Annotated in this window: 20 protein-coding genes; 13 read left to right on the top strand and 7 right to left on the bottom strand. The window is 65.8% G+C overall.

The window, feature by feature from the left end; genetic code table 11:
- Positions 1 to 67: 67 nt before the first annotated feature.
- Positions 68 to 1,288 carry an ROK family transcriptional regulator gene (locus tag ACRB8A_RS08675; RefSeq protein WP_056599838.1) on the bottom strand — a complete coding sequence of 407 codons (1,221 nt, stop codon included), beginning with the start codon at positions 1,286 to 1,288 and terminating at the stop codon, positions 68 to 70.
- A 139-nt stretch (positions 1,289 to 1,427) separates the two neighbouring features.
- Between ACRB8A_RS08675 and ACRB8A_RS08670 the strand changes: the two genes are divergently transcribed.
- The 4 genes from ACRB8A_RS08670 to ACRB8A_RS08655 are packed head-to-tail and all read left to right on the top strand — an operon-like array spanning position 1,428 to position 5,541.
- The gene (locus ACRB8A_RS08670) at positions 1,428 to 2,177 is read left to right on the top strand and encodes a sugar phosphate isomerase/epimerase family protein (RefSeq protein WP_056599835.1); all 750 of its coding nucleotides are present in this window, start codon (positions 1,428 to 1,430) and stop codon (positions 2,175 to 2,177) included.
- Complete coding sequence (locus ACRB8A_RS08665; protein WP_050685201.1) at positions 2,174 to 3,298, top strand: Gfo/Idh/MocA family protein; 1,125 nt, start codon at positions 2,174 to 2,176, stop codon at positions 3,296 to 3,298. Before ACRB8A_RS08670 ends, ACRB8A_RS08665 begins: the two co-directional genes overlap by 4 nt.
- 24 nt (positions 3,299 to 3,322) lie before the next feature.
- On the top strand, positions 3,323 to 4,537 hold the full coding sequence (locus tag ACRB8A_RS08660) for a Gfo/Idh/MocA family protein (protein ID WP_050685202.1): 1,215 nt from the start codon (positions 3,323 to 3,325) through the stop codon (positions 4,535 to 4,537).
- 2 nt (positions 4,538 to 4,539) lie between these two features.
- Complete coding sequence (locus ACRB8A_RS08655) at positions 4,540 to 5,541, top strand: sugar phosphate isomerase/epimerase family protein (RefSeq protein ID WP_056599833.1); 1,002 nt, start codon at positions 4,540 to 4,542, stop codon at positions 5,539 to 5,541.
- A 196-nt stretch (positions 5,542 to 5,737) separates the two neighbouring features.
- On the opposite strand, the gene ACRB8A_RS08650 is transcribed toward ACRB8A_RS08655, so the two are convergent.
- Complete coding sequence (locus ACRB8A_RS08650) at positions 5,738 to 6,232, bottom strand: cupin domain-containing protein (RefSeq protein WP_432245974.1); 495 nt, start codon at positions 6,230 to 6,232, stop codon at positions 5,738 to 5,740.
- Between the two features lie 76 nt (positions 6,233 to 6,308).
- Between ACRB8A_RS08650 and ACRB8A_RS08645 the strand changes: the two genes are divergently transcribed.
- Positions 6,309 to 6,923, top strand: coding sequence for a TetR/AcrR family transcriptional regulator (locus ACRB8A_RS08645; protein WP_050685205.1), 615 nt, complete (start codon positions 6,309 to 6,311; stop codon positions 6,921 to 6,923).
- A gap of 89 nt (positions 6,924 to 7,012) precedes the next feature.
- Here ACRB8A_RS08645 and ACRB8A_RS08640 read toward each other — a convergent pair whose 3' ends face one another.
- Positions 7,013 to 7,393 (bottom strand): DUF1801 domain-containing protein, encoded by a 381-nt coding sequence (locus ACRB8A_RS08640; RefSeq protein WP_050685206.1) that lies wholly within the window; start codon positions 7,391 to 7,393, stop codon positions 7,013 to 7,015.
- A 174-nt stretch (positions 7,394 to 7,567) separates the two neighbouring features.
- On the opposite strand from ACRB8A_RS08640, the gene ACRB8A_RS08635 reads away from it, so the two are divergent.
- Together ACRB8A_RS08635 and ACRB8A_RS08630 are read left to right on the top strand one after the other, a co-directional pair.
- Positions 7,568 to 8,620 (top strand): Gfo/Idh/MocA family protein, encoded by a 1,053-nt coding sequence (locus ACRB8A_RS08635; protein WP_056599830.1) that lies wholly within the window; start codon positions 7,568 to 7,570, stop codon positions 8,618 to 8,620.
- Positions 8,621 to 8,706: 86 nt separating this feature from the next.
- Complete coding sequence (locus ACRB8A_RS08630) at positions 8,707 to 9,429, top strand: VIT1/CCC1 transporter family protein (protein ID WP_050685208.1); 723 nt, start codon at positions 8,707 to 8,709, stop codon at positions 9,427 to 9,429.
- Positions 9,430 to 9,710: 281 nt separating this feature from the next.
- On the opposite strand, the gene ACRB8A_RS08625 is transcribed toward ACRB8A_RS08630, so the two are convergent.
- Positions 9,711 to 10,325, bottom strand: coding sequence for a TetR/AcrR family transcriptional regulator (locus ACRB8A_RS08625; RefSeq protein WP_056599827.1), 615 nt, complete (start codon positions 10,323 to 10,325; stop codon positions 9,711 to 9,713).
- A 147-nt stretch (positions 10,326 to 10,472) separates the two neighbouring features.
- Here ACRB8A_RS08625 and ACRB8A_RS08620 point away from each other — a divergent pair, with 147 nt between their 5' ends.
- The 6 genes from ACRB8A_RS08620 (at position 10,473) to katG (ending at position 18,501) form a co-directional block, all read left to right on the top strand.
- A complete protein-coding gene (locus ACRB8A_RS08620; RefSeq protein WP_235504736.1) occupies positions 10,473 to 12,872 on the top strand; it encodes an alpha-L-rhamnosidase in 2,400 nt (799 codons plus the stop codon).
- Positions 12,873 to 13,005: 133 nt separating this feature from the next.
- Complete coding sequence (locus ACRB8A_RS08615) at positions 13,006 to 13,416, top strand: TOBE domain-containing protein (RefSeq protein WP_050685229.1); 411 nt, start codon at positions 13,006 to 13,008, stop codon at positions 13,414 to 13,416.
- Complete coding sequence (gene modA / locus ACRB8A_RS08610; RefSeq protein WP_432245973.1) at positions 13,413 to 14,222, top strand: molybdate ABC transporter substrate-binding protein; 810 nt, start codon at positions 13,413 to 13,415, stop codon at positions 14,220 to 14,222. The genes ACRB8A_RS08615 and modA overlap by 4 nt, the downstream gene beginning before the upstream one ends.
- A gap of 8 nt (positions 14,223 to 14,230) precedes the next feature.
- Complete coding sequence (locus tag ACRB8A_RS08605) at positions 14,231 to 15,052, top strand: ABC transporter permease (protein WP_285240247.1); 822 nt, start codon at positions 14,231 to 14,233, stop codon at positions 15,050 to 15,052.
- Positions 15,049 to 16,092 (top strand): sulfate/molybdate ABC transporter ATP-binding protein, encoded by a 1,044-nt coding sequence (locus ACRB8A_RS08600; RefSeq protein ID WP_432245972.1) that lies wholly within the window; start codon positions 15,049 to 15,051, stop codon positions 16,090 to 16,092. The genes ACRB8A_RS08605 and ACRB8A_RS08600 overlap by 4 nt, the downstream gene beginning before the upstream one ends.
- 114 nt (positions 16,093 to 16,206) lie before the next feature.
- Positions 16,207 to 18,501: a catalase/peroxidase HPI gene (gene katG / locus ACRB8A_RS08595; RefSeq protein ID WP_432245971.1), complete on the top strand. Its 2,295-nt coding sequence runs from the start codon at positions 16,207 to 16,209 to the stop codon at positions 18,499 to 18,501.
- 72 nt (positions 18,502 to 18,573) lie between these two features.
- Here katG and ACRB8A_RS08590 read toward each other — a convergent pair whose 3' ends face one another.
- The 3 genes from ACRB8A_RS08590 to ACRB8A_RS08580 form a co-directional block, all read right to left on the bottom strand.
- Complete coding sequence (locus tag ACRB8A_RS08590) at positions 18,574 to 19,533, bottom strand: 2-hydroxyacid dehydrogenase (RefSeq protein WP_056599812.1); 960 nt, start codon at positions 19,531 to 19,533, stop codon at positions 18,574 to 18,576.
- Complete coding sequence (locus ACRB8A_RS08585) at positions 19,530 to 20,729, bottom strand: pyridoxal phosphate-dependent aminotransferase (RefSeq protein WP_050685214.1); 1,200 nt, start codon at positions 20,727 to 20,729, stop codon at positions 19,530 to 19,532. Before ACRB8A_RS08585 ends, ACRB8A_RS08590 begins: the two co-directional genes overlap by 4 nt.
- An 813-nt stretch (positions 20,730 to 21,542) precedes the next feature.
- Positions 21,543 to 22,577: an AAA family ATPase gene (locus ACRB8A_RS08580; RefSeq protein ID WP_432245970.1), complete on the bottom strand. Its 1,035-nt coding sequence runs from the start codon at positions 22,575 to 22,577 to the stop codon at positions 21,543 to 21,545.
- Between the last annotated feature and the right edge of the window lie 19 nt (positions 22,578 to 22,596).

Raw genomic sequence — 22,596 nt, 5'->3', positions numbered from 1 at the left:
GAAGTCGAGCACAGCCTTGCCGGCGGTAATGCCAGCGGCGCCGTGGTGCGCGTGGGAGGATCCGTCCTCACACGCCGCCGGCCGCAGCTGCCAGCGTCGCATCGATGACTGCCGGCGACAAAACATGCTGGGCCACCATTTGGCTGGCGCCCAGGATGGCGGCACTCGCGCCGGCCAGGGCCACACCGATGTGCAGCCGTGACGTGGCAAGGGGCAGCGACCGCTGGTAGACGACCTCCCGGATGCCCGCCACCAAGTGGTCGCCGGCTTCGCCCAGGCTGCCGCCGATCACAATGACGGACGGATTGAGCAGGTTCACAACCGTGGCCAGCACGTCACCCACGTCCCGTCCGGCCTGGCGGAGAGCCTGGACTGCACGGACCTCCCCCTCAGCGGCGAGCCGGAGCACATCCGCCCCCGTTGCAACGTCCAGTCCCTGACCTCGCAATTCCGCGGCCAGCGCGGGACCCGAAGCGAGCGCTTCGAGGCAGCCATGGTTGCCGCAACGGCACAGCACCCCGCTTCCCCGCGGCACCCGGACATGGCCAAGGTCTCCGGCGGTGCCATCCGCCCCGCGCTGGAGCGCACCGCTGCTGATGATGCCCGCGCCAATCCCGGTAGCCACCTTCACAAAAAAGAAGTTGTTGTGCCCGGCCCAGTGGGCCGCACGTTCCCCCAGCGCCATGATGTTGACGTCGTTATCCACCAGGACCGGGACGGGCAGTGACTTCCGGATGTACTGGACCACGTCAAAACCGTCCCATCCGGGCATGATGGGCGGCTTAACGGGAGTACCGGTGCTGTGCTCCACGGGTCCCGGCAGGCCCATGCCGACTCCGGCGAGTTCCTGCAGGCTGCGGCCGGCACCTGCCAGCACCTCCCTGCCCAACGTGACAACGCGGTCCAGCACCACTTTGGGGCCGTCGGCAATATCCAGGACGGCGCGGCGCTGGCCCAGGACCTTTCCGCCCAGGTCGGTCACAGCAACGATCACGTGCGTCGCGCCGACGTCGACCGCCAGCACCACCCGCGCGGCCGGGTTGAAGGCAAAGCGCGACGGCGGCCTGCCGCCGCTGGAGACCGCCTCCCCGGCCGGTCCCACCAGTCCGGACAGCATGAGCGCATCAACCCGTGCAGCGACCGTGGACCGGGCAAGTCCTGTGCTGAGGGCAAGTTCGGCCCGGGTCCTGGCCTTCCCGTCGCGCAACAGCTGGAACAGGTCCCCCGCACGGCTGTGGCTGCCCGCGGCTTCAGCGGGCGGGGGCAGCAGGTCTCCGGATGTGGGCATACGACATGGATAGCACGCCCACTTATATATGTCACGCCAGCAACTTTTGCTTGACCTTCGACAGAAGTGGCCTTAGGTTTGCAGGAGACCCGAAATGTACTGCACAACACATCCCCCATGCCAAGGAAGCCAGGAAAACATGCCGTATTCAATCCAGCTCTACACCCTGCGTGATGCCATGTCCGCGGACCTGCCCGGAACCATCCGCAAGGTAGCGGAAATCGGCTTTACCCAGGTGGAGCCGTACAACTTTGTGGCCACAGCCCAGGAGCTCGGTGCGGCGTTGAAGGAAAACGGCCTGACGGCCCCGTCCGGCCACGCTCCGCTGCTCAGCCAGGACCAGGACCAGATTTTCGCGGCAGCCAGGGAACTTGGCATCACCACGGTGATTGATCCGTTCATCGGCGCAGAGCACTGGCAGGAAGCCGCCGACATCGAGGCGACGGCAGCGAAGTTGAACGACGCCGCCAAAAAGGGTGCGGACTACGGCATCCGGGTGGGCTACCACAACCACCAGTGGGAGCTGGAGTCCACCATCGGGGACCAGACGGCGCTGGAATACTTTGCCGGCCTGCTGGATCCGGAGGTTGTCCTGGAAGTGGACACGTACTGGGTTGGGGTGGGCGGCCAGGATCCGGTGGCGGTGCTTGAAAGGCTTGGCGACCGGGTGAAGCTGATCCACATCAAGGACGGTCCGCTCACCACCGACACCAAAGCCCAGCAGCCGGCCGGCCAGGGCCTGGTCCCGGTCCTTGACGTCATTGCCGCCGTGAAGTCCCTGGAGGTAGGCGTGGTGGAATTCGACGACTATGACGGCGACATTTTTGCGGGCATCGCCGCTTCCCTGGCCTTCCTCACCGCCAACACCCCCGCAGGAGCCAGCGCATGAGCACCCCTTCAGCAACAACCCGCCGCGGACCCGTGGGCGTCGCCGTCATCGGCGCCGGCAACATCTCCAAGGCCTACCTGGACAACCTCACTACCTTCCCCGACCTGAAAGTCCTGGTCATCGCAGACCTCTTCGTTGAGGCAGCCGAGGCCCGCGCCAAGGAATACGGCGTCCCCGAATGGGGCGGCCCGGACGCCGCCCTGAACCATCCCGACGTCGAAATCATCGTTAACCTGACCATCCCCGCCGCCCACGTGGAGGTTGCCACCGCGGCGGTCAAAGCCGGAAAACATGTCTGGACCGAAAAGCCGTTCAGCCTGGATCGGGAATCGGGCCTGGGTCTGCTGAAGGTTGCGGACGCCGCCGGCATCCGGCTCGGTTGTGCTCCGGACACGTTCCTGGGCGCAGGCCTGCAGACCGCCCTGCGGCTGATCCAGCGCGGGGATATCGGCACGCCGCTGACCGCAATGACCACGTTCCAGACTCCTGGCCCGGAATCGTGGCACCCCAACCCGGCCTTCCTTTTCCAGTACGGCGCCGGTCCCCTGTTCGACATGGGGCCGTACTACCTCACCACACTGGTCCAGGCCTTCGGGTCCATCAACAAGGTGGCCGCCGTCGGCTCGAAGGCCAAGGAGGTGCGCGTGATCGGTTCCGGTCCCAAGGCAGGCGAGGAATTCACCGTCGAGGTCCCCACCCACGTCTCCGCGATGGCGCTCTTCGACTCCGGCGCATCCTCGCACAGCGTCTTCTCCTTCGAATCCCCCCGCGTCCGGATGGGCTTTGTGGAAATCACCGGCACCGAAGCAACCATTTCCCTCCCGGACCCCAATAATTTCGACGGCGACATCCGGCTCTGGCGCGCGGGAGACGACGAGTGGACCGTTATCCCCGCGACCGGTCCGGCCAACGGCCGCGGCATGGGGGTCCTGGACATGGCCAGGTCCCTCCGCGCCGGGGTCCAGCACCGCGCCACCGGCGAACTGGCCTACCACGTGCTGGACAGCATGGTCTCCATCGCGGAATCCGTGGAAACCGGCACGTTCGTGGACGTAGCCAGCACGGCCGGCACCGCACCCGCCCTCCCCGAGGACTGGGCGCCGGAAACCGCAACCCTCTAACCGAAGCGAAGCAGGCACACCTTTATGCGCACTCCCGAAACCCCTACCGCACAGCCACCCGCAGCAGCGGACCGGCCATTGGGCGTGGCCATGATCGGCTACGCCTTTATGGGCAAGGCCCATTCGAACGCGTGGCGGAATGTGGCCAGCTTCTTCGACGTACCCGCCATCGAGCAGAAGGTGCTGGTGGGCCGGGACGCTGGTGCGGTGGCCGAGGCCGCAGCCCGGTACGGGTGGGCGGAGTCAGCCACCGACTGGCGTGAGGTCATCGCGCGGGACGATATCGACATCGTGGACATCTGCGCGCCCGGGTGGATGCATGCCGAAATCGCCATCGCGGCGCTCGCAGCCAACAAGCATGTCCTGCTGGAGAAGCCCCTGGCCAACACCCTCGCCGAGGCGGAAACCATGACCACCGCCGCGGCGGCCGCCCGGGCACGGAACGTGCAGTCGATGGTGGGGTTCAACTACCGCCGGGTGCCTGCCCTGGCACTGGCCCGGGAGCTCATTGCGGAAGGAAGGGTAGGGAGCGTGCGGCAGGTCCGGGCAGCCTACCTGCAGGACTGGCTGGCTGATGTCCAGGCGCCCATGACCTGGCGGCTGCGCAAGGAAACCGCCGGATCAGGGGCACTGGGGGACATCGCCTCGCACGCCATCGACCAGGTGCTGTTCCTGCTGGGCGATTCGGTCACCGGGGTTTCGGGCCGCCTCCACACGTTCGTGGACCAGAGGCCCGGCCCGGACGGACTGGAACCCGTCACTGTCGACGACGCCGCGTGGGCCACCCTCACCCTCGCCTCCGGCGCCATCGCGTCGGTGGAGGTCTCCCGGGTTGCCACCGGAAGGAAGAACGCCCTGACGGTGGAAATCTATGGAGACAAGGGCGCGCTCCGCTTTGACCTTGAGAACCTGAACGAACTCGAATTCCTCGATGCCACAGCCCCTGCCCGGGAGCAGGGTTTCCGCCGGATCCTGGTCAACGAACCGGAACACCCCTACCTGGCCGCGTGGTGGCCGCAGGGCCACATCATCGGCTGGGAGCACACCTTCACCCACCAGATCCGCGATTTCCTCCTGGCGGTCCAGGGCGGGCACGCACCGTCCCCGTCGTTCCAGGACGGGCTCAACGTCCAGTACATCCTTGACGCAGTGGCGGAATCCGCCGCGGCAAACAGCACCAGCATCCACATCGACGGCCGCAGCACCAGCGTCGCCGATACCGTCCCCGAAGGAGCCTGACCATGCCCCGCCCCTATACCCTGTTCACCGGCCAGTGGGCCGACCTGCCCTTCGAGGAAGTGGCCCGCCTGGCATCAGGCTGGGGCTACGACGGCCTGGAAATCGCCGTCTCCGGAGACCACCTGGACGCCTGGCGCTGGGACGAACCGGGCTACGTCGAGTCAAAACTTGCCATCCTGGCGAAGTACAACCTGAAGGTCTGGGCCATCTCCAACCACCTCAAGGGCCAGGCCGTGTGTGATGACCCCATCGACTTCCGCCACGAGGCGATCGTTGGGTCAAAGGTCTGGGGCGACGGCGACCCCGAAGGCGTCCGCCAGCGCGCCGCCGAGGAAATGAAGCACACCGCCCGGCTCGCCAAGGCACTGGGCGTGGACACCGTCGTCGGCTTCACCGGATCCTCCATCTGGCAGTACGTCGCAATGTTCCCGCCCGTCCCGGAAAAGGTCATCGACGCCGGTTACCAGGACTTCGCCGACCGGTGGAACCCCATCCTGGACGTGTTTGATGAGTGCGGTGTCCGCTTCGCCCACGAAGTCCACCCGTCCGAGATCGCCTACGACTACTGGACCACCGTGCGCACCCTCGAGGCGATCGGACACCGTGAAGCCTTCGGCCTGAACTGGGACCCGTCCCACTTCATGTGGCAGGGCATCGACCCCGTCTCCTTCATCTGGGACTTCAAAGACCGGATCTACCACGTGGACTGCAAGGACACCAAGCTCCGCCCCACCGGCCGGAACACCGTCATGGGCTCCCACCTCCCCTGGGGCGACCCCCGCCGAGGCTGGGACTTCGTCTCCGCCGGACGCGGCGACGTGCCCTGGGAATCCTCCTTCCGCGCCCTCACCGCCATCGGCTACACCGGCCCCATCAGCGTTGAATGGGAAGACGCCGGCATGGACCGCCTCCACGGCGCCCCCGAAGCCCTCGCCGCGCTCAAGAAGTTCGACTTCCCCGCCTCACAGACCTCCTTCGACGCCGCGTTCAGCAGCGGCGACTAGAACGGACTAGCCCGGAACTGCCTGGACATACGGAAAGCCCACGCTCAGCGAGAGTGGGCTTTCCGTATGTCCCACCGGCGATGCTCTGCTGGTCCTGCCGCTGTTGCTCGTCGCCAGTGTTGAGGCGCCCGCCCGGATCCCGGAGCAGTCCGAAGGATCGTCCCCGTCGCCCGGGCTGTTTCTGCCACCGGCGGCGTCAGTCCTGGGGGAATGGGGGTGGCCCAAGAATTTCGATGCCGCCGTTCAGGCGCCCGGATTCGCGGATGCGGTCAAAGTCAACCACGCCAGACCCGCTCGCGGAGTCGAGAGGTTCGCTGGCACCGTCGTAGAACGCCTGGGCGCTGCCGGGGGTGTGGAGACACAAAACACGGGTCCCGTCCTGGAGGACTTTGAAGGCATGCGGGACGCCGCGGGGCGCGATTGTCACCCCACCGGCGGCAACCCGGTGTTCTGCCCCGTCCACGTTCATCAGAATCTCGCCGGCCAGGATGTACATGGTCTCGTCTGACTCCGGGTGCGTGTGCAGGGGCGTGGCCTTGCCTGCCGTCATTTCGTCTTCAAACAGGAGGAACGCTCCCGCTGTTTCTTCCGCCGTCGCCTTCCATATGTGCACCCCGCCACCGAAGAACCATCGCCGGGGCCCTTCTCCCGGCTGCCGGATGATCGCTGGTGCAGCTTTTGTCGTCTCCATGGTGGTCGCCTCGATACGTGGTTGGAAGACTTATGGGACTGATATCCCATAACAAGACTCGTGTACCATAAAGGCTATGTCAAGACCTTATGCCGAGGCCGGCAGGACGGGCCAGAAGCGCCGTACCAGGGAAGCCCTGGTCGCGGCCGCACGCGAACTGGTTGCGGCCGGCACATCGCCGACCGTCGACGATGCCGCGTCCGCTGCCGGGATCTCAAGGAGCACCGCCTATCGGTATTTCACCGGCCAGCGGGAGTTGCTTGCGGCAGCTCATCCGGAAACCGGACGGACAACGCTGTTGCCTGCGTCTCCACCCGAGTCCGTCGCAGAACGGCTGGACGCGGTGATAGCTGAGTTCACCAGGCTGATTGTTGAAACTGAATCCCAGCAACGCACCATGCTTCGGCTTTCGCTTGAGCCGGCGGATGCTGCACCACGTGACCTGCCGCTGAGGAAGGGCCGGGCGATTGCCTGGATCACCGAGGCGCTTGCACCGCTCCAAGGGACAATGCCGGACCAGGACATCCATCGACTGGTCATGGCAATTCGAAGCGCCACCGGCATCGAGTCACTGGTCTGGCTTACTGACGTCGCGGGTTTGAGCCGGGAACAGGCCATCGCCTCGATGCGGTGGACCGCCGCGGCGCTGTTGTCCCAGGCCGTGGCACACGGGCTTCCATCACCGGCCTGAACCGGCACTGCCGCCTCCGTTGCATCCGTACCGACGGAAATTTATCCCGTGACGGTTGGCCACACCAAACGTGCGGAGACTGACCATCCCTACTGCAACTGCCCCACCCAGGCCGTGGCGATGGCGGTGAACGCTGGAAGCGCAGCCAGGAGCGCCGGCTCATCGGAAAAAGTTACCACAAACCGGTTCCGGTCCGCGCGCCGGAGCAATCCTGATGGATCTTCGATCATGATCTCCGGATGCCCCGGTTTGGGCTTCGCGCCGGTATGGAAAATGACCTGGACAACGGCGGCCCGGCGGAGGTTCATCGTCGCAAAATCATCCTTGAGGGCGAAGTTCGGGGCCTTCCACTTCACGGATTCCTGAACTTCCGGCGACAGCGAGGCGAGGACCCGCCGCAGCTGCTGAGCCCCGGCCTTCATCGGATGGTCCAAGGCCTCGAACCACGCATCCACATCGGTTAAGGTCATGCTTTATCATCCCCCGAATCAAGCAGCCGCAGCCGGCGACACCTGCAGGTTTGTTCACCACATGGTCCTCCCTGCCGGCGGGAAAGGCCTTGCCGTAAGGTGGCGGACAACCCACTGCACAGCGGCACGGACCGCCGCGTACCCACCCAGCATCAGCCGTTAGGGAATCTTCTTATGCAACGCATCACTTGGGGCATTATTGGCCCGGGAAACATTGCAGCGCGGTTCGCGGAGCAACTGGCAGCCAGCGCCACGGGGACCCTGTCCGCCGTCGCAAGCCGTAGCCTTGAGCGCGCCCGGTCGTTTGCCGACCGGTTCAGCACCGGCCAGGCGCCGGTTCGGACGTTCGGCTCCTACACCGAACTTTTCGCGGACCCGGGCATTGACGCTGTCTACATCGCAGTCCCCCACACCGAGCACGTAAGGCTCGTTGTCGAGGCCGCTGAGGCGGGCAAGCACATCGTTTGCGAGAAGCCCCTGTCCGTCGACAAAGCCGGAGCCCTCACTGCCATCGACGCCGCACAACGCGGCGGCGTTTACCTGGCGGAGGCGTACATGTACCGGTTCCACCCGCAGACCGAGCGGCTGGTCGATCTTGTCCGCACTGGCGCAATCGGCCAGGTCCAGCACATCGAGGCTTCCTTCGCCTTTGCCGCCGACGCCCCGCCCGAACACCGGCTCATGAACCCCGATCTCGCCGGCGGCGGCATTCTGGACGTTGGCGGCTACACCGTCTCCATGGCCCGGCTCATCGCCGGCGCCGCCAACGGCGAGCCCTTCGCCGAGCCCACCCACATCACGGCAGCGGGAACCATCGGGCCCACCGGCGTCGACGAATGGGCCACCGCGTCGCTCACCTTCGCCTCCGGCATCACCGCTCACCTGACCGCCGGCATCCGAGTCCAGGACGACAACCGCGTGGTGGTCTCTGGTTCAGCCGGCCGGATCGTCCTGGCCCAGCCGTGGCTCCCCAATCCGGACGCCGACACCATCATCGAGGTGCACCGGACAGACTCCGCAACAAACCACATCGCCATTCCCGCTGCCAAGCAGTACGCCCTGCAGGCCGACGCCGTCGCTGCCTTCCACGGCACCGGCCAGGCACCCCAGATGAACTGGGCGGACTCCCTCGGAACAGTCGAGGCCATGGACTGCTGGCGCGCTGCGATTGGTCTCCGCTACCCTTTCGAGCAAGCAACGACGGCGGCCGCAGCAAACCAGGCCTGACAGGCCGTGCGGGCTCCGCCTGCTTTTCCACTTAGGCGATGCAGGCCTGCGTGGATTCTGCCGCCGCACGGTGATTTACTTCGACAATGGCTGAGATGGTGGAACAGCACCCCAACGAACCGCACGAGCAGACCTTTGCCGCCCGGCTGAACTGGCTCAGGGCAGGTGTCCTGGGCGCCAATGACGGCATCGTGTCCGTTGCGGCAACGGTGGTGGGCGTGGCCGGGGTGACCAACGAGGCAACCCCCATCCTTGTGGCCGGCGCGGCTGCCGTGGTGGGCGGCGCCGTTTCCATGGCACTCGGAGAGTACGTCTCCGTCAGCAGCCAGAGCGACAGCCAACGCTCACTTATTGAAAAAGAACGCAAGGAACTCCGCGACGACCCGCAAGGGGAACTGGCTGAGCTCGCCGCGATGTACAGGGCCAAAGGCCTGTCCGATGCCACCGCGCAGACCGTGGCGCGGGAACTGACCGACCATGACGCTTTGCGTGCCCACCTGGAGGTGGAGCTTCGGATTGAGGAAGGTGAGGTTGCCAGTGCCTGGAACGCGGCCCTCGCCTCTGCAGTCGCCTTTACGGCCGGGGCCATTCTTCCATTGTTGGCGATCCTCCTTACCCCGGCAGGGGTGCGCGTACCCCTGACGTTCTTCGCCGTCGTTGTCGCCCTGGCGATCACCGGATCCGTCAGCGCCCGGATCGGTGGCAGCTCAAAACGCCGCGCAACCCTGCGGCTTGTGGTGGGAGGCGCCGTCGCCATGGCCTTCACGTACTGCGTCGGGCTGTTGCTGGGCACCACCGGAATCGCCTGACTGATCCCGCGCACCATGCCGGGACCGCAGAGTGGACTACGCGCGGACTACTCCTGACCGGCACCCATCTCCTGCATTCGTGCCCGCAGGCGCCGCCGTTGGTACACCAACCAAACCGTAGTGACGATGGGCAAAACCGGAACCACCGGCCTGCCCATCAACACCAGGACGACGAAACCTGCCCAAAGAACAGCGGTGACGACGGCGGCCGAGATCAGTGATTTGGGTAGTTGGCAGCGTCCAAAGCGATTCCCAGCAGCGCGGACCTCCTGTCCCCGTAATCAGGGAACCCGGAGACGCGCCTTCAGGCTTTCTGAAAATTCCGCAACTCCGGCCACAATGTCGACTGTCCCGTTGGACAGCACCCACTGGATCTGCAGGCCGTCGCTGACAGCTATGCATTCGCGGGCAACCAATTCCAGGTCAACATCCGGCCGGATTTCCCCTTTGTCCACGGCCGCCTGCCAGCGGGCAACCAGCGACTCCACCACGCCGTTGTATTGCCCGGCAAGGCGCGCGTGTGCGGGGCTGCTCGCGTCCGCCGCCTCAGAGATGGACAGCACAAAAAGCTCGATCAGGCCCGGCTGGTCGGTGAAACGCCGCGTTGCCTCCACCATCTGGTCCAGCACGGCCAGTCCTGATTCCGAGCCCGGTTGCGCCTCCCACCAGGACGCCGTTTCGATGAGGCGCCGCTCAGCGACGGCCTGGAGCAGCACCTTCTTACTGGGAAAGTGGTGCGCCAGGCCGCCCTCGCTGATGCCCACGGCCTCGGCGACCGCTGACATCGGCGTGGCGTGATAGCCGCCCGCACCGAACAGCCGCATTGCGGTGTCGATGATCTTCTCGCGGCGCCGGAGTCCGGTTGGATAGCTGCCGCCACTGGCCTTCAGTCCCATGCTCTTTACGCTAACCCACGGGCCAAAGAGAAAAAACAGTGGTTCCACTTTTTTATGCCATAATGTCGGTACAACACCCGCTCATCACTCCCACAGGCCTTGTGTGCGAAGCATCCGGGCGGGCAGCACACAGACAAAGGAGTTCCTGTGACTAACCTGATGGGGGCGGAAGTGCCCTTCGCCGCGGTGCTGGAAGGCGCGGGGTGGATCCGCCCCAACGACCCCGCCGACCCCGGCCCGGGCGCCCGCCCCGCCTACGTCCTCCGGCTCGATGTTGAGCTGCCCGACGACGTGGACACGGCAACCCTCGCCGCAACGGCCCACGGCATCATCGAGGTTTTCCTGAACGGTCACAGGATTGGGGACGAAGAGCTGGTCCCTGGCTTCACGGCCTACCGCAAGCGGCTGCAGGTTTTTGAGTGGGACGTTGCCGGCTACCTTCACGGCGGAACCAACAGCATAGAGGTGCTCCTGAGCGACGGCTGGTTCCGTGGCCGGCACGGCTTTGAACGCCGCGCCAACGGATTTGGCGCCGAAACGGCCCTCCTGCTCGGACTGCATGGAATGTCCCGGACAGGAACGCCGATCCGAGTCGTCTCAGACGCCGCTTGGCGTTCGGCCCCGAGCCACATTGTTCGTGCCGACCTCATGGACGGCCAAAGCGTTGACTTCCGCCGGCTCGACGACGGGGGCTGCTTCGCCGGACCCTGGTCACCGGCGCTTCCGGCAACCGGCGGCCTCTACGACGACCGGTCGCGGTTAATTCCGGCGGCTGCGCAACCGGTACGCCGGATCGAGACGCTTGCCGCTGTGGCGGTTACCTCGCCGAAGCCGGGTACCGCCGTCGTCGACTTCGGCCAGAACCTCAACGGCTGGGTGCGGCTGTCCGCCCTTGGCCCCAAGGACACCCGCCTGGTTCTGACGCATGGGGAAGCCCTCGACGGCGAGGGCATGGTCAGCACCGAAAACCTCCGGGCCTTCAATTTCGCCACCGGCGACCTCCTGCCGGCAGGCCAGGTTGACGAGGTCATTTCCGCCGGCCGGCCCGGTGACGTCTTCGAGCCGCGGCACACCACCCACGGATTCCGCTACGTCCAGGTCGAAGGCCTGCCGGGCCTCCTCTCCCCCGGTGACATCTGCGCCGTTGTTGTCCATTCTGATCTGGCTCCCGCTGGCTCCTTCTCCTGCAGCGACAGGTCCCTTAACGCACTGCACACGGCCGGGGTGTGGAGCTTCAGGGGAAACGCCTGCGAAATACCCACTGACTGCCCACAACGGGAACGCTCCGGTTTCACCGGCGACTGGCAGGTATTCGTCAGCACTGCAGCCCTCCTCTACGACGTCCGGGCCTTCTCGGACAAATGGCTCGCAGACCTCGCCGCCGATCAGTGGGCGGACGGACGGGTTCCCACCATCACACCCAACCCGGCCGGCGACCAGCCTTCCGGCGTGGTCTTTGAGGATCTGTCAGCCGGGTCAGCCGGCTGGGGTGACGCCGCAGTCCTGGTCCCTTGGGAACTCTGGCGGGCCTACGGCGACAAGGGCATCCTGCGCCGCCAATTGCCATCGATGCAGGCCTGGGTGGACTACGCGTCCCGCGCCGCAGCGGCCTCCCGGCATCCCGCCCGGGCTGAGCTCCGGCCTACCCCTGAGTCCTGGGAGGCCTTCCTCTGGGACACCGGATTCCACTTCGGCGAATGGTTGGAACCTGGCATCCGCCCCGCGCCGGACCCCAGCGCGGACCACAGCATCGTCGCCACGGCCTTTCTGCACCGCTCTGCCTTCCTCCTTGCCGCCTCGGCAAAAGTACTGGGCGAACCGGAGATCGAAGCCAAATACGCGGCCATTGCAGCAGGGGCCCTGACGGCCTGGCGGCGCGAGTTCCTCACGGACATCGGCCTGCTCTCGCTGGAATCACAGGCAAACTATGCCCGGGGCCTGGCATTCGGGCTTTTTCCCGTTCCTCTCCGTGACAACGCTGCGGCGCGCCTCGGTGAGCTGGTCTCGCAGAACAACGGCCGCTTGGGCACCGGGTTCCTCAGCACCGGGCAACTGCTGCCCGCCCTTGCCGACCATGGCAGGGCGGAGCAGGCATACTCCCTCCTGCAGTCCACGGGATTCCCCTCCTGGCTGGGCATGCTGGAAAATGGCGCAACCACTGTGTGGGAGTGGTGGAACGGCGTCAGCGACGGCGACGTCCGTGGCTCCCTTAACCACTACAGCAAGGCCGCCGTCCTGTCCTTCCTCTACACCCATGTGGCCGGAATCCGGCTTGGGGAGCAGCCCACCGAGGCCGAGGCAGCGTACCGCCACGTCACCATCGCGCCGGTACCAGGCGGCGGGCTCGGCTGGGCCCGGGCCTCCCTGGCCACAACGCGTGGCCCGTTGTCATCTGCCTGGCGCATCGTTGACAGCACCTTCATCCTCGACATCGAGATACCTCCCGGCACCCGTGCGCGCATTGAACTGCCGGACGGCGCCGTCCTGGACATCGGAGCCGGCCAGCGCACCTTCAGCGTTCCGCTGCACCAGTCCGTCCCGGCGTAGGCGCGCGCAGGAACGGGTGTACCGGCCGGCACTGCACCGAGGCCGCGTATCCAGGCGCCAGCGGAGAAGTCACAATTGAATATGCGTCCCGCTGCGTTGCTTTGATCCGCAGATGAGGTACTACTGTGGCCTTGTGACCAGAATACGCATCGCTGAAGCAGCACGGTTCCTGGGTGTCAGCGACGACACCGTGCGGCGTTGGACGGACAACGGAACCCTTTCGCCCCACAAGGACGATTCCGGCCGCCTGGCCGTGGACGGACTCGAACTCGCCCAGCTGGCCCGGGAGCAGGCCCAGCTTCCGGATGACCCCACCAACATCGGCCGTTCCGCCCGCAACCGGTTCGTTGGGCTGGTCACCGGAATCACGGCCGACAAGGTCATGGCGCAGGTGGAACTGCAGTGCGGGCCCTTCCGGGTTGTATCCCTGATGAGCAGCGAAGCCGTCCGTGAACTCGGGCTGGAACTTGGTTCAGTGGCAACGGCCGTGGTCAAGGCCACCACAGTCATCGTCGAAACACCCCAAGGAAAGAGCATCATATGAGGATCACCCGCGGGACCATCCCGGCCCTCCTGGCTGCCGGGACCCTCACCGCCGGCCTGGCGGCCTGCGGTGGCGGCAACGCCCCACCGTCAACCACCAGCACTCCCGGCACCACCGAAACGGCCAAGCTTTCGGGCACCGTCACCGTGTTCGCAGCAGCGTCTCTGAAGGCAACCTTCACCAAAATCGCCGCCGGATTCGAAGCAGCGAACCCCGGCACCAAAGTCACCCTGAACTTCGCGGGCTCCTCCGACCTGGTCACCCAGATCACCCAGGGCGCCCCGGCTGACGTCTTCGCTTCGGCGGACACCAAAAACATGTCCAAGTTGTCCGACGCGAAGCTCATCGACGGCGCAGCGGCCAACTTCGCCACCAACGTCCTCGAAATTGCCGTCCCGCCATCAAACCCAGCCAACATCACCTCCTTCGCAGACCTGGCCAAGCCAGACATCAGGGTTGTTGTCTGCGCCCCGCAGGTACCCTGTGGCTCCGCCACCGAAACCATCGAAAAGGCGACCGGCACCAGCCTGGCCCCGGTCAGCGAGGAATCCTCCGTCACCGATGTCCTCGGGAAGGTCACTTCCCAGGAAGCCGACGCCGGACTGGTCTACGTCACGGACGTCAAAACCGCGGGCGACAAGGTCAAGGGCATCCCGTTCACAGAATCGGACAAGGCCGTCAACACCTACCCGATCGCCACCGTCGGGGAGAGCAAAAACAAGCAACTGGCCCAGGCGTTCATCGACGCAGTGATCGGCGCTGAAGGCAAAAAGGTCCTCACCGACGCCGGTTTCGGAACGCCGTAACCCAGCGGATGCCATCACGCAGCCGGAACGGCTACACAGGGGTCCCGCCGTGGATTTACGCCATCGCGGCAGCAGGGGCGCTCTTTGTCCTGCTGCCGCTGGCAGCCATGGTGGCAAAGGTCAACTGGAACCAGTTCATCCCACTCATTACGTCCGAGTCCTCGCTCACGGCCTTGGGCCTGAGCCTGCGCACCTCGGCAACCAGCACCGCGCTGTGCGTTGTCCTCGGCGTTCCACTCGCGCTTGTGCTGGCCCGCGGAAGCTTCCCCGGGCAACGCCTGCTGCGTGCTTTTGTGCTGCTGCCGCTGGTGCTGCCACCTGTGGTGGGCGGCATCGCCCTGCTCTACACCTTCGGCCGCCAAGGGCTCCTGGGGAAATCCCTCGAAGTGGCCGGCATCCAGATTGCCTTCTCCACCACGGCCGTTGTCCTGGCCCAGACCTTTGTGGCCCTCCCCTTCTTGGTGGTCAGCCTCGAAGGAGCCCTTCGTACTGCCGGGACCAAATACGAAGCGGTCGCCGCCACCCTCGGCGCCCGGCCCACCACGGTCCTGCGCCGGGTCAGTATCCCCCTCGTTCTGCCAGGACTCGCGTCAGGTGCCGTACTGTCCTTCGCCCGCTGCCTCGGCGAATTCGGCGCAACCCTGACCTTCGCGGGAAGCCTGCAGGGGGTCACCAGGACCCTCCCGCTCGAAATTTACCTGCAACGCGAAACCGACGCCGACGCCGCCGTTGCGCTCTCCCTTGTCCTGGTCGCCGTGGCGGTGGCCGTCGTCGGGCTTTCCTATCGGCGTTCCCGTCCGCTACCGGCCAAGGAGGCAACCAGCCCATGACCTTCGAGCTGAACGCGACGCTGCCTGCCCGCAATTTCGATGTCTCCCTCGCCCTTGGAGCGACTGAGACCGTCGCGATCCTTGGGCCCAACGGCGCCGGGAAGTCAACGCTCCTGGGGATCATCGCCGGGCTGCTCCGCCCCGACACGGGCAGATCCGCACTCGGCGACACAACACTGTTCGACACCGATGCCGGCGTGTTCACCCCTCCGCACCAGCGCGGCACCGCCCTCCTGGCCCAGGAGCCGCTGCTCTTCCCGCATCTGAGCGTCCTGGAGAATGTGGCCTTTGGCCCGCGGGCAACAGGCGCGTCCCGCAGGGAAGCCCACCACACCGCAGACCACTGGCTGGCCGAAGTCGACGCCACGGAGTTCGGTCAGCGGCGACCCGGGCAACTCTCCGGCGGCCAGGCACAGCGGATCGCCGTGGCCCGCGCCCTGGCCACCAACCCGGACCTGCTGCTCCTCGACGAGCCCATGTCCGCACTCGACATCCACGCCGCCCCGCTGCTGCGCCGACTCCTCAAACGCGTACTTGCCGGCCGGAAAGCCATCATCATCACCCACGATGTACTGGACGCCCTAATGCTCGCCGACCGCGTCATTGTCATCGAAAACGGCCACATCACCGAACAGGGGCCCACCCGGGACGTCCTGGCAAAACCCCGCAGCCGGTTCGCCGCGGGCCTGGCCGGCCTGAACCTCCTGACGGGGACCATCACCGATGACGGCCTCGCCAGCGACGACGGCCGCCACATCGCCGGGCACCTGGACGGCAACACCACCCCCGGCAGCCCGGGGGTTGCGGCTTTCCCGCCCGCTGCGGTCTCCATCTATCCGACGGCGGAACACGGCAGCCCCCGGAACGCCTTCCAAGTGACCATTACGGACCTCGAACCCCACGGCGACCTGATCCGGGCCCGGGCCGGGAACCTCTCCGCCGACGTCACCCCCGCTGCTTCGGCCGACCTTGGCCTCACGCCGGGAAGCACCGTCTACTTCGTCATCAAAGCCGCCGCCGTGACCGTCTACCCTGCCTGAGACAGCACGGCGCCAAAAATAGCGGTCTCCCGGAACGCCCTGCTGTGGTCCAATAGGAAGGTTAGACCGGCTGCCCGAGTCCGACCTTGGCCTCGGCCATATGGAAGGAAGCACATGACGGATCATCAGGACCAGCCCCAGGCCCCCACCCCGGAAAGCGCCCCGGGCATGGACCCCAAGGCCGAGGGTGGGTGCCCCGTTATCCATGGCAACGCAACGTCGTCCGGCAGCGAGAGCGAGAACCCTGCGATCGATGCGCCGCAGCCCAAAGCGCACCGGCCGCGGACGGTTGCAGACTGGTGGCCCAACCAGCTGGACCTCACAGTGCTCCACGCCCACTCCCCTGTCAGCAACCCGCTCGGCCCGTCTTTCAGCTACCGGGAGGAGTTCCAAAAACTCGACGTCGAAGCCCTCAAAACAGACATCATCCAGGTTCTGACCACTTCCCAGGAGTGGTGGCCTGCCGACTTCGGCCACTACGGTGGCCTGATGATCCGGCTGAGCTGGCACGCCGCGGGCACATACCGCATCCAGGACGGCCGCGGCGGCGCAGGCGATGGCAGTCAACGGTTCGCGCCCCTCAACAGCTGGCCTGACAACGCGAATCTCGACAAAGCCCGGCGGCTTCTGTGGCCGGTGAAGCAGAAGTACGGCCAAAAGATCTCGTGGGCCGACCTGCTGGTCCTGGCAGGCAACGTTGCCCTTGAGTCGATGGGCTTCAAGACGTTCGGTTTCGCGTTCGGGCGGCATGACGTCTGGGAACCGGAGGAGATTTTCTGGGGACCGGAAGACGCCTGGCTGGGCGACGAACGCTACATCGACGAAAGCCGGATGGCCGACGATGTGGGAGCCACGGAAATGGGCCTGATCTACGTCAACCCTGAAGGGCCCAAGGGTAACCCGGACCCGGCTGCGGCCGCGGCGTTTATCCGCGAGACATTCAAGCGGATGGCGATGAACGACGAGGAGACTGTCGCCTTGATCGCTGGCGGCCACACGTTCGGAAAGACCCATGGGGCCGGGGACGCGGACGCCAACGTTGGCGCCGAACCCGAGGCTGCCAACCTCGAAGCCCAGGGCCTGGGCTGGCTCAGCACCTACGGGTCAGGCAAGGGCTCCGACACGATCACCTCGGGCCTGGAAGTTACCTGGACGGACAAACCCACCCAGTGGAGCAACCGGTTTTTCGAGATCCTGTTCGGCCACGAGTGGGAACTCGTCAAGAGTCCCGCCGGAGCCAACCAATGGGTGGCCAAAGATGCGGAACAAATCATCCCGGATGCCCACGACCCGCAGAAGAAGCACCTGCCAACAATGCTCACCACCGACCTGTCCCTGCGCGTCGACCCGACCTACGAGAAGATCTCCCGCCGGTTCCTCGCGAACCCTGACGAGTTCGCACTCGCATTCGCCAAGGCCTGGTACAAGCTGCTGCACCGTGACATGGGGCCCGTCAGCCCGCGGCTGCTCGGGCCCTGGGTTCCGGAAGCGCAGCTCTGGCAGGACCCGGTGCCGGCGGTTGACCATGAGCTGATCGGCGAACCGGAGATCGGCGCCCTTAAGGCCCAGCTTCTGGACGCCGGGCTGTCCGTTGCGCAGCTCGCCGGCACGGCCTGGTCAGCGGCTGCCACCTTCCGCAAAACCGACAAACGCGGCGGCGCCAACGGCGCACGGATCCGGCTGGAACCCCAGCGCGGCTGGGAGGCTAACGAACCCGGCGAGCTGGCAGCGGCGCTGCAGGCCCTCGAAGCTGTAAAAGAAAAGTTCGACTCGGGGCAGACCGGGGGCAGGAAGGTCTCCCTCGCAGACCTGATCATCCTTGGCGGCTGTGCGGCCGTGGAGAAAGCTGCCCAGGATGCCGGCTTCCCTGTCACCGTGCCGTTCCGGCCGGGGCGCACCGACGCAGCCCAGGACCAGACCGACGTCGAGTCATTCCAGTACCTGCAGCCGCGGGCGGACGGGTTCCGCAACTATGTACGCCCCGGAGTGAAGCTCCAGCCAGAGACTCTCCTGCTGGACAAAGCGTACCTGCTGGGCCTCTCCGCACCGGAGATGACCGCACTGCTCGGAGGCATGCGTGCTTTAGGCACAAACGTGGGCGGCACGCCCCACGGCGTCCTCACTGACAGGCCGCAGGTGCTGACCAACGACTTCTTCGTTAACCTGCTCGCAGCGGGGACACGGTGGAAGGCTTCCGAGGCCGGGGAGAACATTTACGAGATCAGCGACGTCGCCACCGGCGAGGTGAAATGGACTGCCACGCCGGTGGATCTGGTCTTCGGCTCGAATTCACAGCTTCGGGCGCTGGCCGAGGTCTACGCGAGCGACGATGCCAAGGAGAAGTTCGTTCACGACTTCGTGGCAGCGTGGGTAAAGGTTATGGAGCTGGACCGGTTCGACCTGGACTGACCCGGCCCGGGACTCAAAAAACCGGGTACCGGCCCCCGTTTGGGGGCCAGTACCCGGATGTCCCTGCCTCCCCTAGCCGATTGGCGTGGGCGGCTCCGCGCCCTGGAGCACGGCGAGTGCGTTATTGGCGGCGAGTACGGCCATTGCGGTCCGTGTCTCAACAGTGGCGGAGCCGAGGTGCGGCACGAGTGCCACGTTTTCGAGCCCAAGCAACTCGGGATGGACCTTGGGCTCCTCTTCGAAGACGTCCAGGCCGGCACCGGCGATCTGCCCCTCGCGAAGCGCAAGTGCAAGTGCTGCCTCGTCGACGATCGGTCCGCGGGCGGTGTTGATCAGGAACGCGGAGCTCTTCATCGTGGCGAGTTGCCGGGGACCGATCAGATGATGCGTTGCAGGCCCATAGGGGCAGTGCACGGAAACGATATCTGAAACGGCCAGCAACTCCTCAAGGTCCATGCGGCGGGCGCCCAACTCGGCGGCGATCGTGGAATCGATTTCGCTGCGCGACTGGTAAACGATCTCCATGCCGAAGGCCTTGGCCCGGCGGGCTGTAGCTTGGCCGATGCCGCCCATACCAACAATGCCGAGGGTCTTGCCCTGCAGGCTGCTGCCGAGGAGGAAGAACATTCCCCATTTCCAGGGCTGGCCGGAACGGATGAGCCGTTCCCCTTCGCCGAGCCGGCGGGTCGCCATGAGGATCAGTCCAAACGCGATGTCGGCAGTGGCGTCAGTGAGCACGCCGGGGGTATTGGTGGCGACGATACCGCGCGCCGCGCAGGCCGGGACATCGATGTTGTCATAGCCAACGGCAACGTTGGCGACCACCTTGAGCTGCGGTCCGGCGGCGTCGAGCAGTTCGCCGTCGATGCGCTCGGTGAGCAGGCTGACGATGGCTTCGGCCCCTGCGACACGGCGGAGGAGCTCCTCGCGACCGATCGATTCCGGACCCGCCCAGGCGTCGACGTCGTGTTCGGCGCGCAGTTTCTCAAGCGCAGGTTCGGGGATACGCCCCGTGACGACGACCCGGCTCATGCTGTCTCGATCCACTGGTGCAGGCGGCCAAGGCCGTCTCGAATGTCTGCGACGTCAATGCCCGAGTAGGCAAGCCGGATGTACTGGCGCTCCTCGCCGGGCAGGCGCCGGCCGAAGTGTTCACGTGTACAGAAGGACACGCCGGTCTTGTACAGGGCGTCGGCGGCGAAGTCGCCCACAGCCGTGTACCCCATGCGCTGCATGGCCTCGGTGACGTCGGGGAACAGGTAGAACGTCGACTGCGGCACGGCAACGTGCATGCCGGGGATGGCGTTGACGATCCCGCACGCGGCGTCCCGCCGGTCCCGCAGGATGTCCAGCATTTCCTGGACCGAGTCCTGGGGGCCACGAAGGGCTTCGATGCCGGCCCACTGCACGTAATGCGTGGTGCACGATTCGTCGTTGGTGTTCAGGGTGCTCAATACCTTGGCGATCTCGAGCGGGGCGACGGCGCAACCCAGGCGTGAGCCGGTCATCGCGAACTTCTTGCTGAACGTGTAGAGGATGACCGTACGCTCCGCCATGCCGGGCAGCGATGCGATGGAGCCGGAGACGCCCTCGTAGCGCGTCTCGAAGTAGGCCTCATCGGAGAGGACCCACAGATCGTGCTCCTGGGCGATCTGCGCGATGGCCTCGCGTTCGGCTACGGTCGACTCGGCTGAGATGGGGTTCTGAAGGTCGTTGTAGATGATCGCGGCAGTGTTGGGCGTGATCGAAGCGCGGACCTGGTCGAGGTCAATCGCAAACCCGTCGCTGGTGGGCACATAGCGGTAGGGCACGGCCGTGCCACCGAGGTATTCGATCTGCGATTCGTAGATCGGGAAACCGGGGTTCGGGTACAGCACTTCCTGGCCGGGGTTCATGACCGCCTGCAGGAACTTGGTGATGACAGGCTTGCCGCCGGTCATCACCACCACATTTTCGGGGGAGAACTCCATCCCGCGCCGCGCTCCGAGGTCCTCGGCGAGGGCCTGGCGGAGCTGCGGGATGCCCGGACCGGGGCAGTATCCCGTGTACCCGTCGGCGATCGCCCGGTTCATGGCTTCGACAATGTTCGGGGCGGTCGGGATGTTGATGTCGCCGAGGTGGAAGGGGTACACCAGGTTTCCCTTCGCCTTCCAGGCGGCGGCCGCCTGCGCGACGCTGAAGGCGGTTTCGGTGCCAAGGCGTTCAAGCCGTTGGGCGAGTTTCTGCATGTGCTGTTTCACTCCTCTTCGAGCTGGACACGGGTCCACGTAAGATCCCGGACTAGTATATTACTGATGTATCAGTCTGTCGATAGAGAGTGTTGCAGCTATTGTCGCTGCCGGCACCAACACCCTCCCCCGGATCCCGGCTGCGTCCAAAGACATCAACCCCGGCATCCGCCAGTTGCACAGTTCGCAGTACCACCGCCCAACCCATCTGTCGGAAGGCGACGGCCTGGTCGTGGGTACCGGAACTTCGGGAGCTGAAATTGCCTTGGAGTTGGCGGCCACCCGCCGGACTTTCCTCGCCGGCCGGCCCACCCCGCATATGCCTGACCCCGTGTTGCGATACGCCGGAGACGCATACTGGCGGTTCATCCATTCGGCACTCACCACCGGGTCTCCCGCCGCCCGCAGGGTGGCCGCCAACTTCCACAAGCGCGGGGCACCCCTCATCCGGATTTCCGTTAAGGACCAGGACCAGGCTGGCGTAGTGCGGCTGCCGCGCCTCTCGGGCACCATGGACGGGCAGCCCACGTTCGCCTCGGGACTCATCGGCGGACTTAATCGCGATGCTGCCTTTGTCGTGGGGCACCTTGCCCGCGCGGCCGGGCTGCCGGGCAGCCGGGCTGCCGGGACAGAAGCTTCCGGTCGGATAGGAAGAGCGAGTTCCCTTACAAACTGTTGCGCCAGGCCGGTTATGTGCGCCTGTCCTGATGCTCAAACGTATGTTCGTCCTGGTTGTCGGAAGGAGAGCCGGCCAGCCGGCAGGTCCAGATGCGACGTGCTGCCCGAAATGTCAGCCGGATATCCGGTTCAACCTCAGACCAGCCAGCGCCACCAGCGCGACTGCTCCGGTTCCGGCGGCGTTTCCGGCTCTGGCACTTCGCCCAACGCCACCGCGGCGCCCACGATGTCGTCCGCGGTCAGCGTCATGACGGCCTCACGATCGAGCGCGTCGAGACTTCGTTCCTCGTCGAGCGAGAGCCGGAGCGCCTGGCGGTTAAGCGCCTGCTCGAACAGCGTGCGGGCAAACCGTGCGTTACCGGAGTCTTCGCCCGCGTGAAGCCCGGTGAGGATGCGGCGCAGCATCTGCTCGGCACCGGGCTCCAGCATGTACTCGTGCTGGGCCAGCATCTGGTGGAAGATCGTCTGGAGTGCTTCCACCGAGTAGTCGGGGAATGTGATCTCGCGGGCGAACCGGGAGCGTAGTCCGGGGTTCGAGAGCAGGAAAGACTCCATGAGCCGCGGGTACCCGGCCACGATGACCACCAGTCGGTGCCGGTGGTCCTCCATCCGCTTGAGCAGGACCTCGATCGCTTCGGGGCCGAAGTCCATCCTGCCGTCCTCCGGGGCCAGCGCATAGGCCTCGTCAATGAACAGCACCCCATCTAACGCACGCCGGATCACCCGATCGGTCTTCACAGCGGTTTCGCCAACGTATTGCCCCACCAGGCCCGAACGGTCGACTTCGACCAGGTGGCCTTTCTGCAGCAGACCGACCGCGCGGTACATCTCGGCAAGGAGCCGCGCCACGGTGGTTTTGCCCGTGCCCGGATTTCCCAGAAAAACCAGATGCTGTGATGTTGCCACCTCCGGGAGGCCATGTGCTTTGCGGCGGGCCTGGACCCGGAGCAGCGCGACGAGGGCGCGAACTTGTTCCTTGACGGTCTCCAGGCCCACGAGTAAATCGAGCTCGGCCTGCACCTCGGCCAGTGGCCGGGCCGGGCCAGGCCTCGAACCCATTAAGTCGCCGACCAGGTCGTCGACGCGCTCTGAACCGGACAGCCTGAGCTGATCGGCCAGGTGGCCGATGGTCCCACGCAGGTCTTCAAGCGGATTGCGGCTGGTAGCCATGCACTAACTGTAGTACTCC

This window comes from Arthrobacter sp. G.S.26 (genome assembly GCF_050847375.1).
Taxonomy (GTDB): Bacteria; Actinomycetota; Actinomycetes; order Actinomycetales; family Micrococcaceae; genus Arthrobacter.
The sequence above is the reverse complement of the archived record's forward strand: the minus strand, read 5'-3'. Positions and strand labels throughout refer to the sequence as shown.

Bases quoted from the DNA above. Each gene is read 5' to 3' on its own strand.
- ACRB8A_RS08675 (WP_056599838.1), bottom strand. From the start codon at position 1,288: ATGCCCACATCCGGAGACCTGCTGCCCCCGCCCGCTGAAGCCGCGGGC.
- ACRB8A_RS08670 (WP_056599835.1), top strand. From the start codon at position 1,428: ATGCCGTATTCAATCCAGCTCTACACCCTGCGTGATGCCATGTCCGCG.
- ACRB8A_RS08665 (WP_050685201.1), top strand. From the start codon at position 2,174: ATGAGCACCCCTTCAGCAACAACCCGCCGCGGACCCGTGGGCGTCGCC.
- ACRB8A_RS08660 (WP_050685202.1), top strand. From the start codon at position 3,323: ATGCGCACTCCCGAAACCCCTACCGCACAGCCACCCGCAGCAGCGGAC.
- ACRB8A_RS08655 (WP_056599833.1), top strand. From the start codon at position 4,540: ATGCCCCGCCCCTATACCCTGTTCACCGGCCAGTGGGCCGACCTGCCC.
- ACRB8A_RS08650 (WP_432245974.1), bottom strand. From the start codon at position 6,232: ATGGAGACGACAAAAGCTGCACCAGCGATCATCCGGCAGCCGGGAGAA.
- ACRB8A_RS08645 (WP_050685205.1), top strand. From the start codon at position 6,309: ATGTCAAGACCTTATGCCGAGGCCGGCAGGACGGGCCAGAAGCGCCGT.
- ACRB8A_RS08640 (WP_050685206.1), bottom strand. From the start codon at position 7,393: ATGACCTTAACCGATGTGGATGCGTGGTTCGAGGCCTTGGACCATCCG.
- ACRB8A_RS08635 (WP_056599830.1), top strand. From the start codon at position 7,568: ATGCAACGCATCACTTGGGGCATTATTGGCCCGGGAAACATTGCAGCG.
- ACRB8A_RS08630 (WP_050685208.1), top strand. From the start codon at position 8,707: ATGGCTGAGATGGTGGAACAGCACCCCAACGAACCGCACGAGCAGACC.
- ACRB8A_RS08625 (WP_056599827.1), bottom strand. From the start codon at position 10,325: ATGGGACTGAAGGCCAGTGGCGGCAGCTATCCAACCGGACTCCGGCGC.
- modA (WP_432245973.1), top strand. From the start codon at position 13,413: ATGAGGATCACCCGCGGGACCATCCCGGCCCTCCTGGCTGCCGGGACC.
- ACRB8A_RS08605 (WP_285240247.1), top strand. From the start codon at position 14,231: ATGCCATCACGCAGCCGGAACGGCTACACAGGGGTCCCGCCGTGGATT.
- ACRB8A_RS08600 (WP_432245972.1), top strand. From the start codon at position 15,049: ATGACCTTCGAGCTGAACGCGACGCTGCCTGCCCGCAATTTCGATGTC.
- katG (WP_432245971.1), top strand. From the start codon at position 16,207: ATGACGGATCATCAGGACCAGCCCCAGGCCCCCACCCCGGAAAGCGCC.
- ACRB8A_RS08590 (WP_056599812.1), bottom strand. From the start codon at position 19,533: ATGAGCCGGGTCGTCGTCACGGGGCGTATCCCCGAACCTGCGCTTGAG.
- ACRB8A_RS08585 (WP_050685214.1), bottom strand. From the start codon at position 20,729: ATGCAGAAACTCGCCCAACGGCTTGAACGCCTTGGCACCGAAACCGCC.
- ACRB8A_RS08580 (WP_432245970.1), bottom strand. From the start codon at position 22,577: ATGGCTACCAGCCGCAATCCGCTTGAAGACCTGCGTGGGACCATCGGC.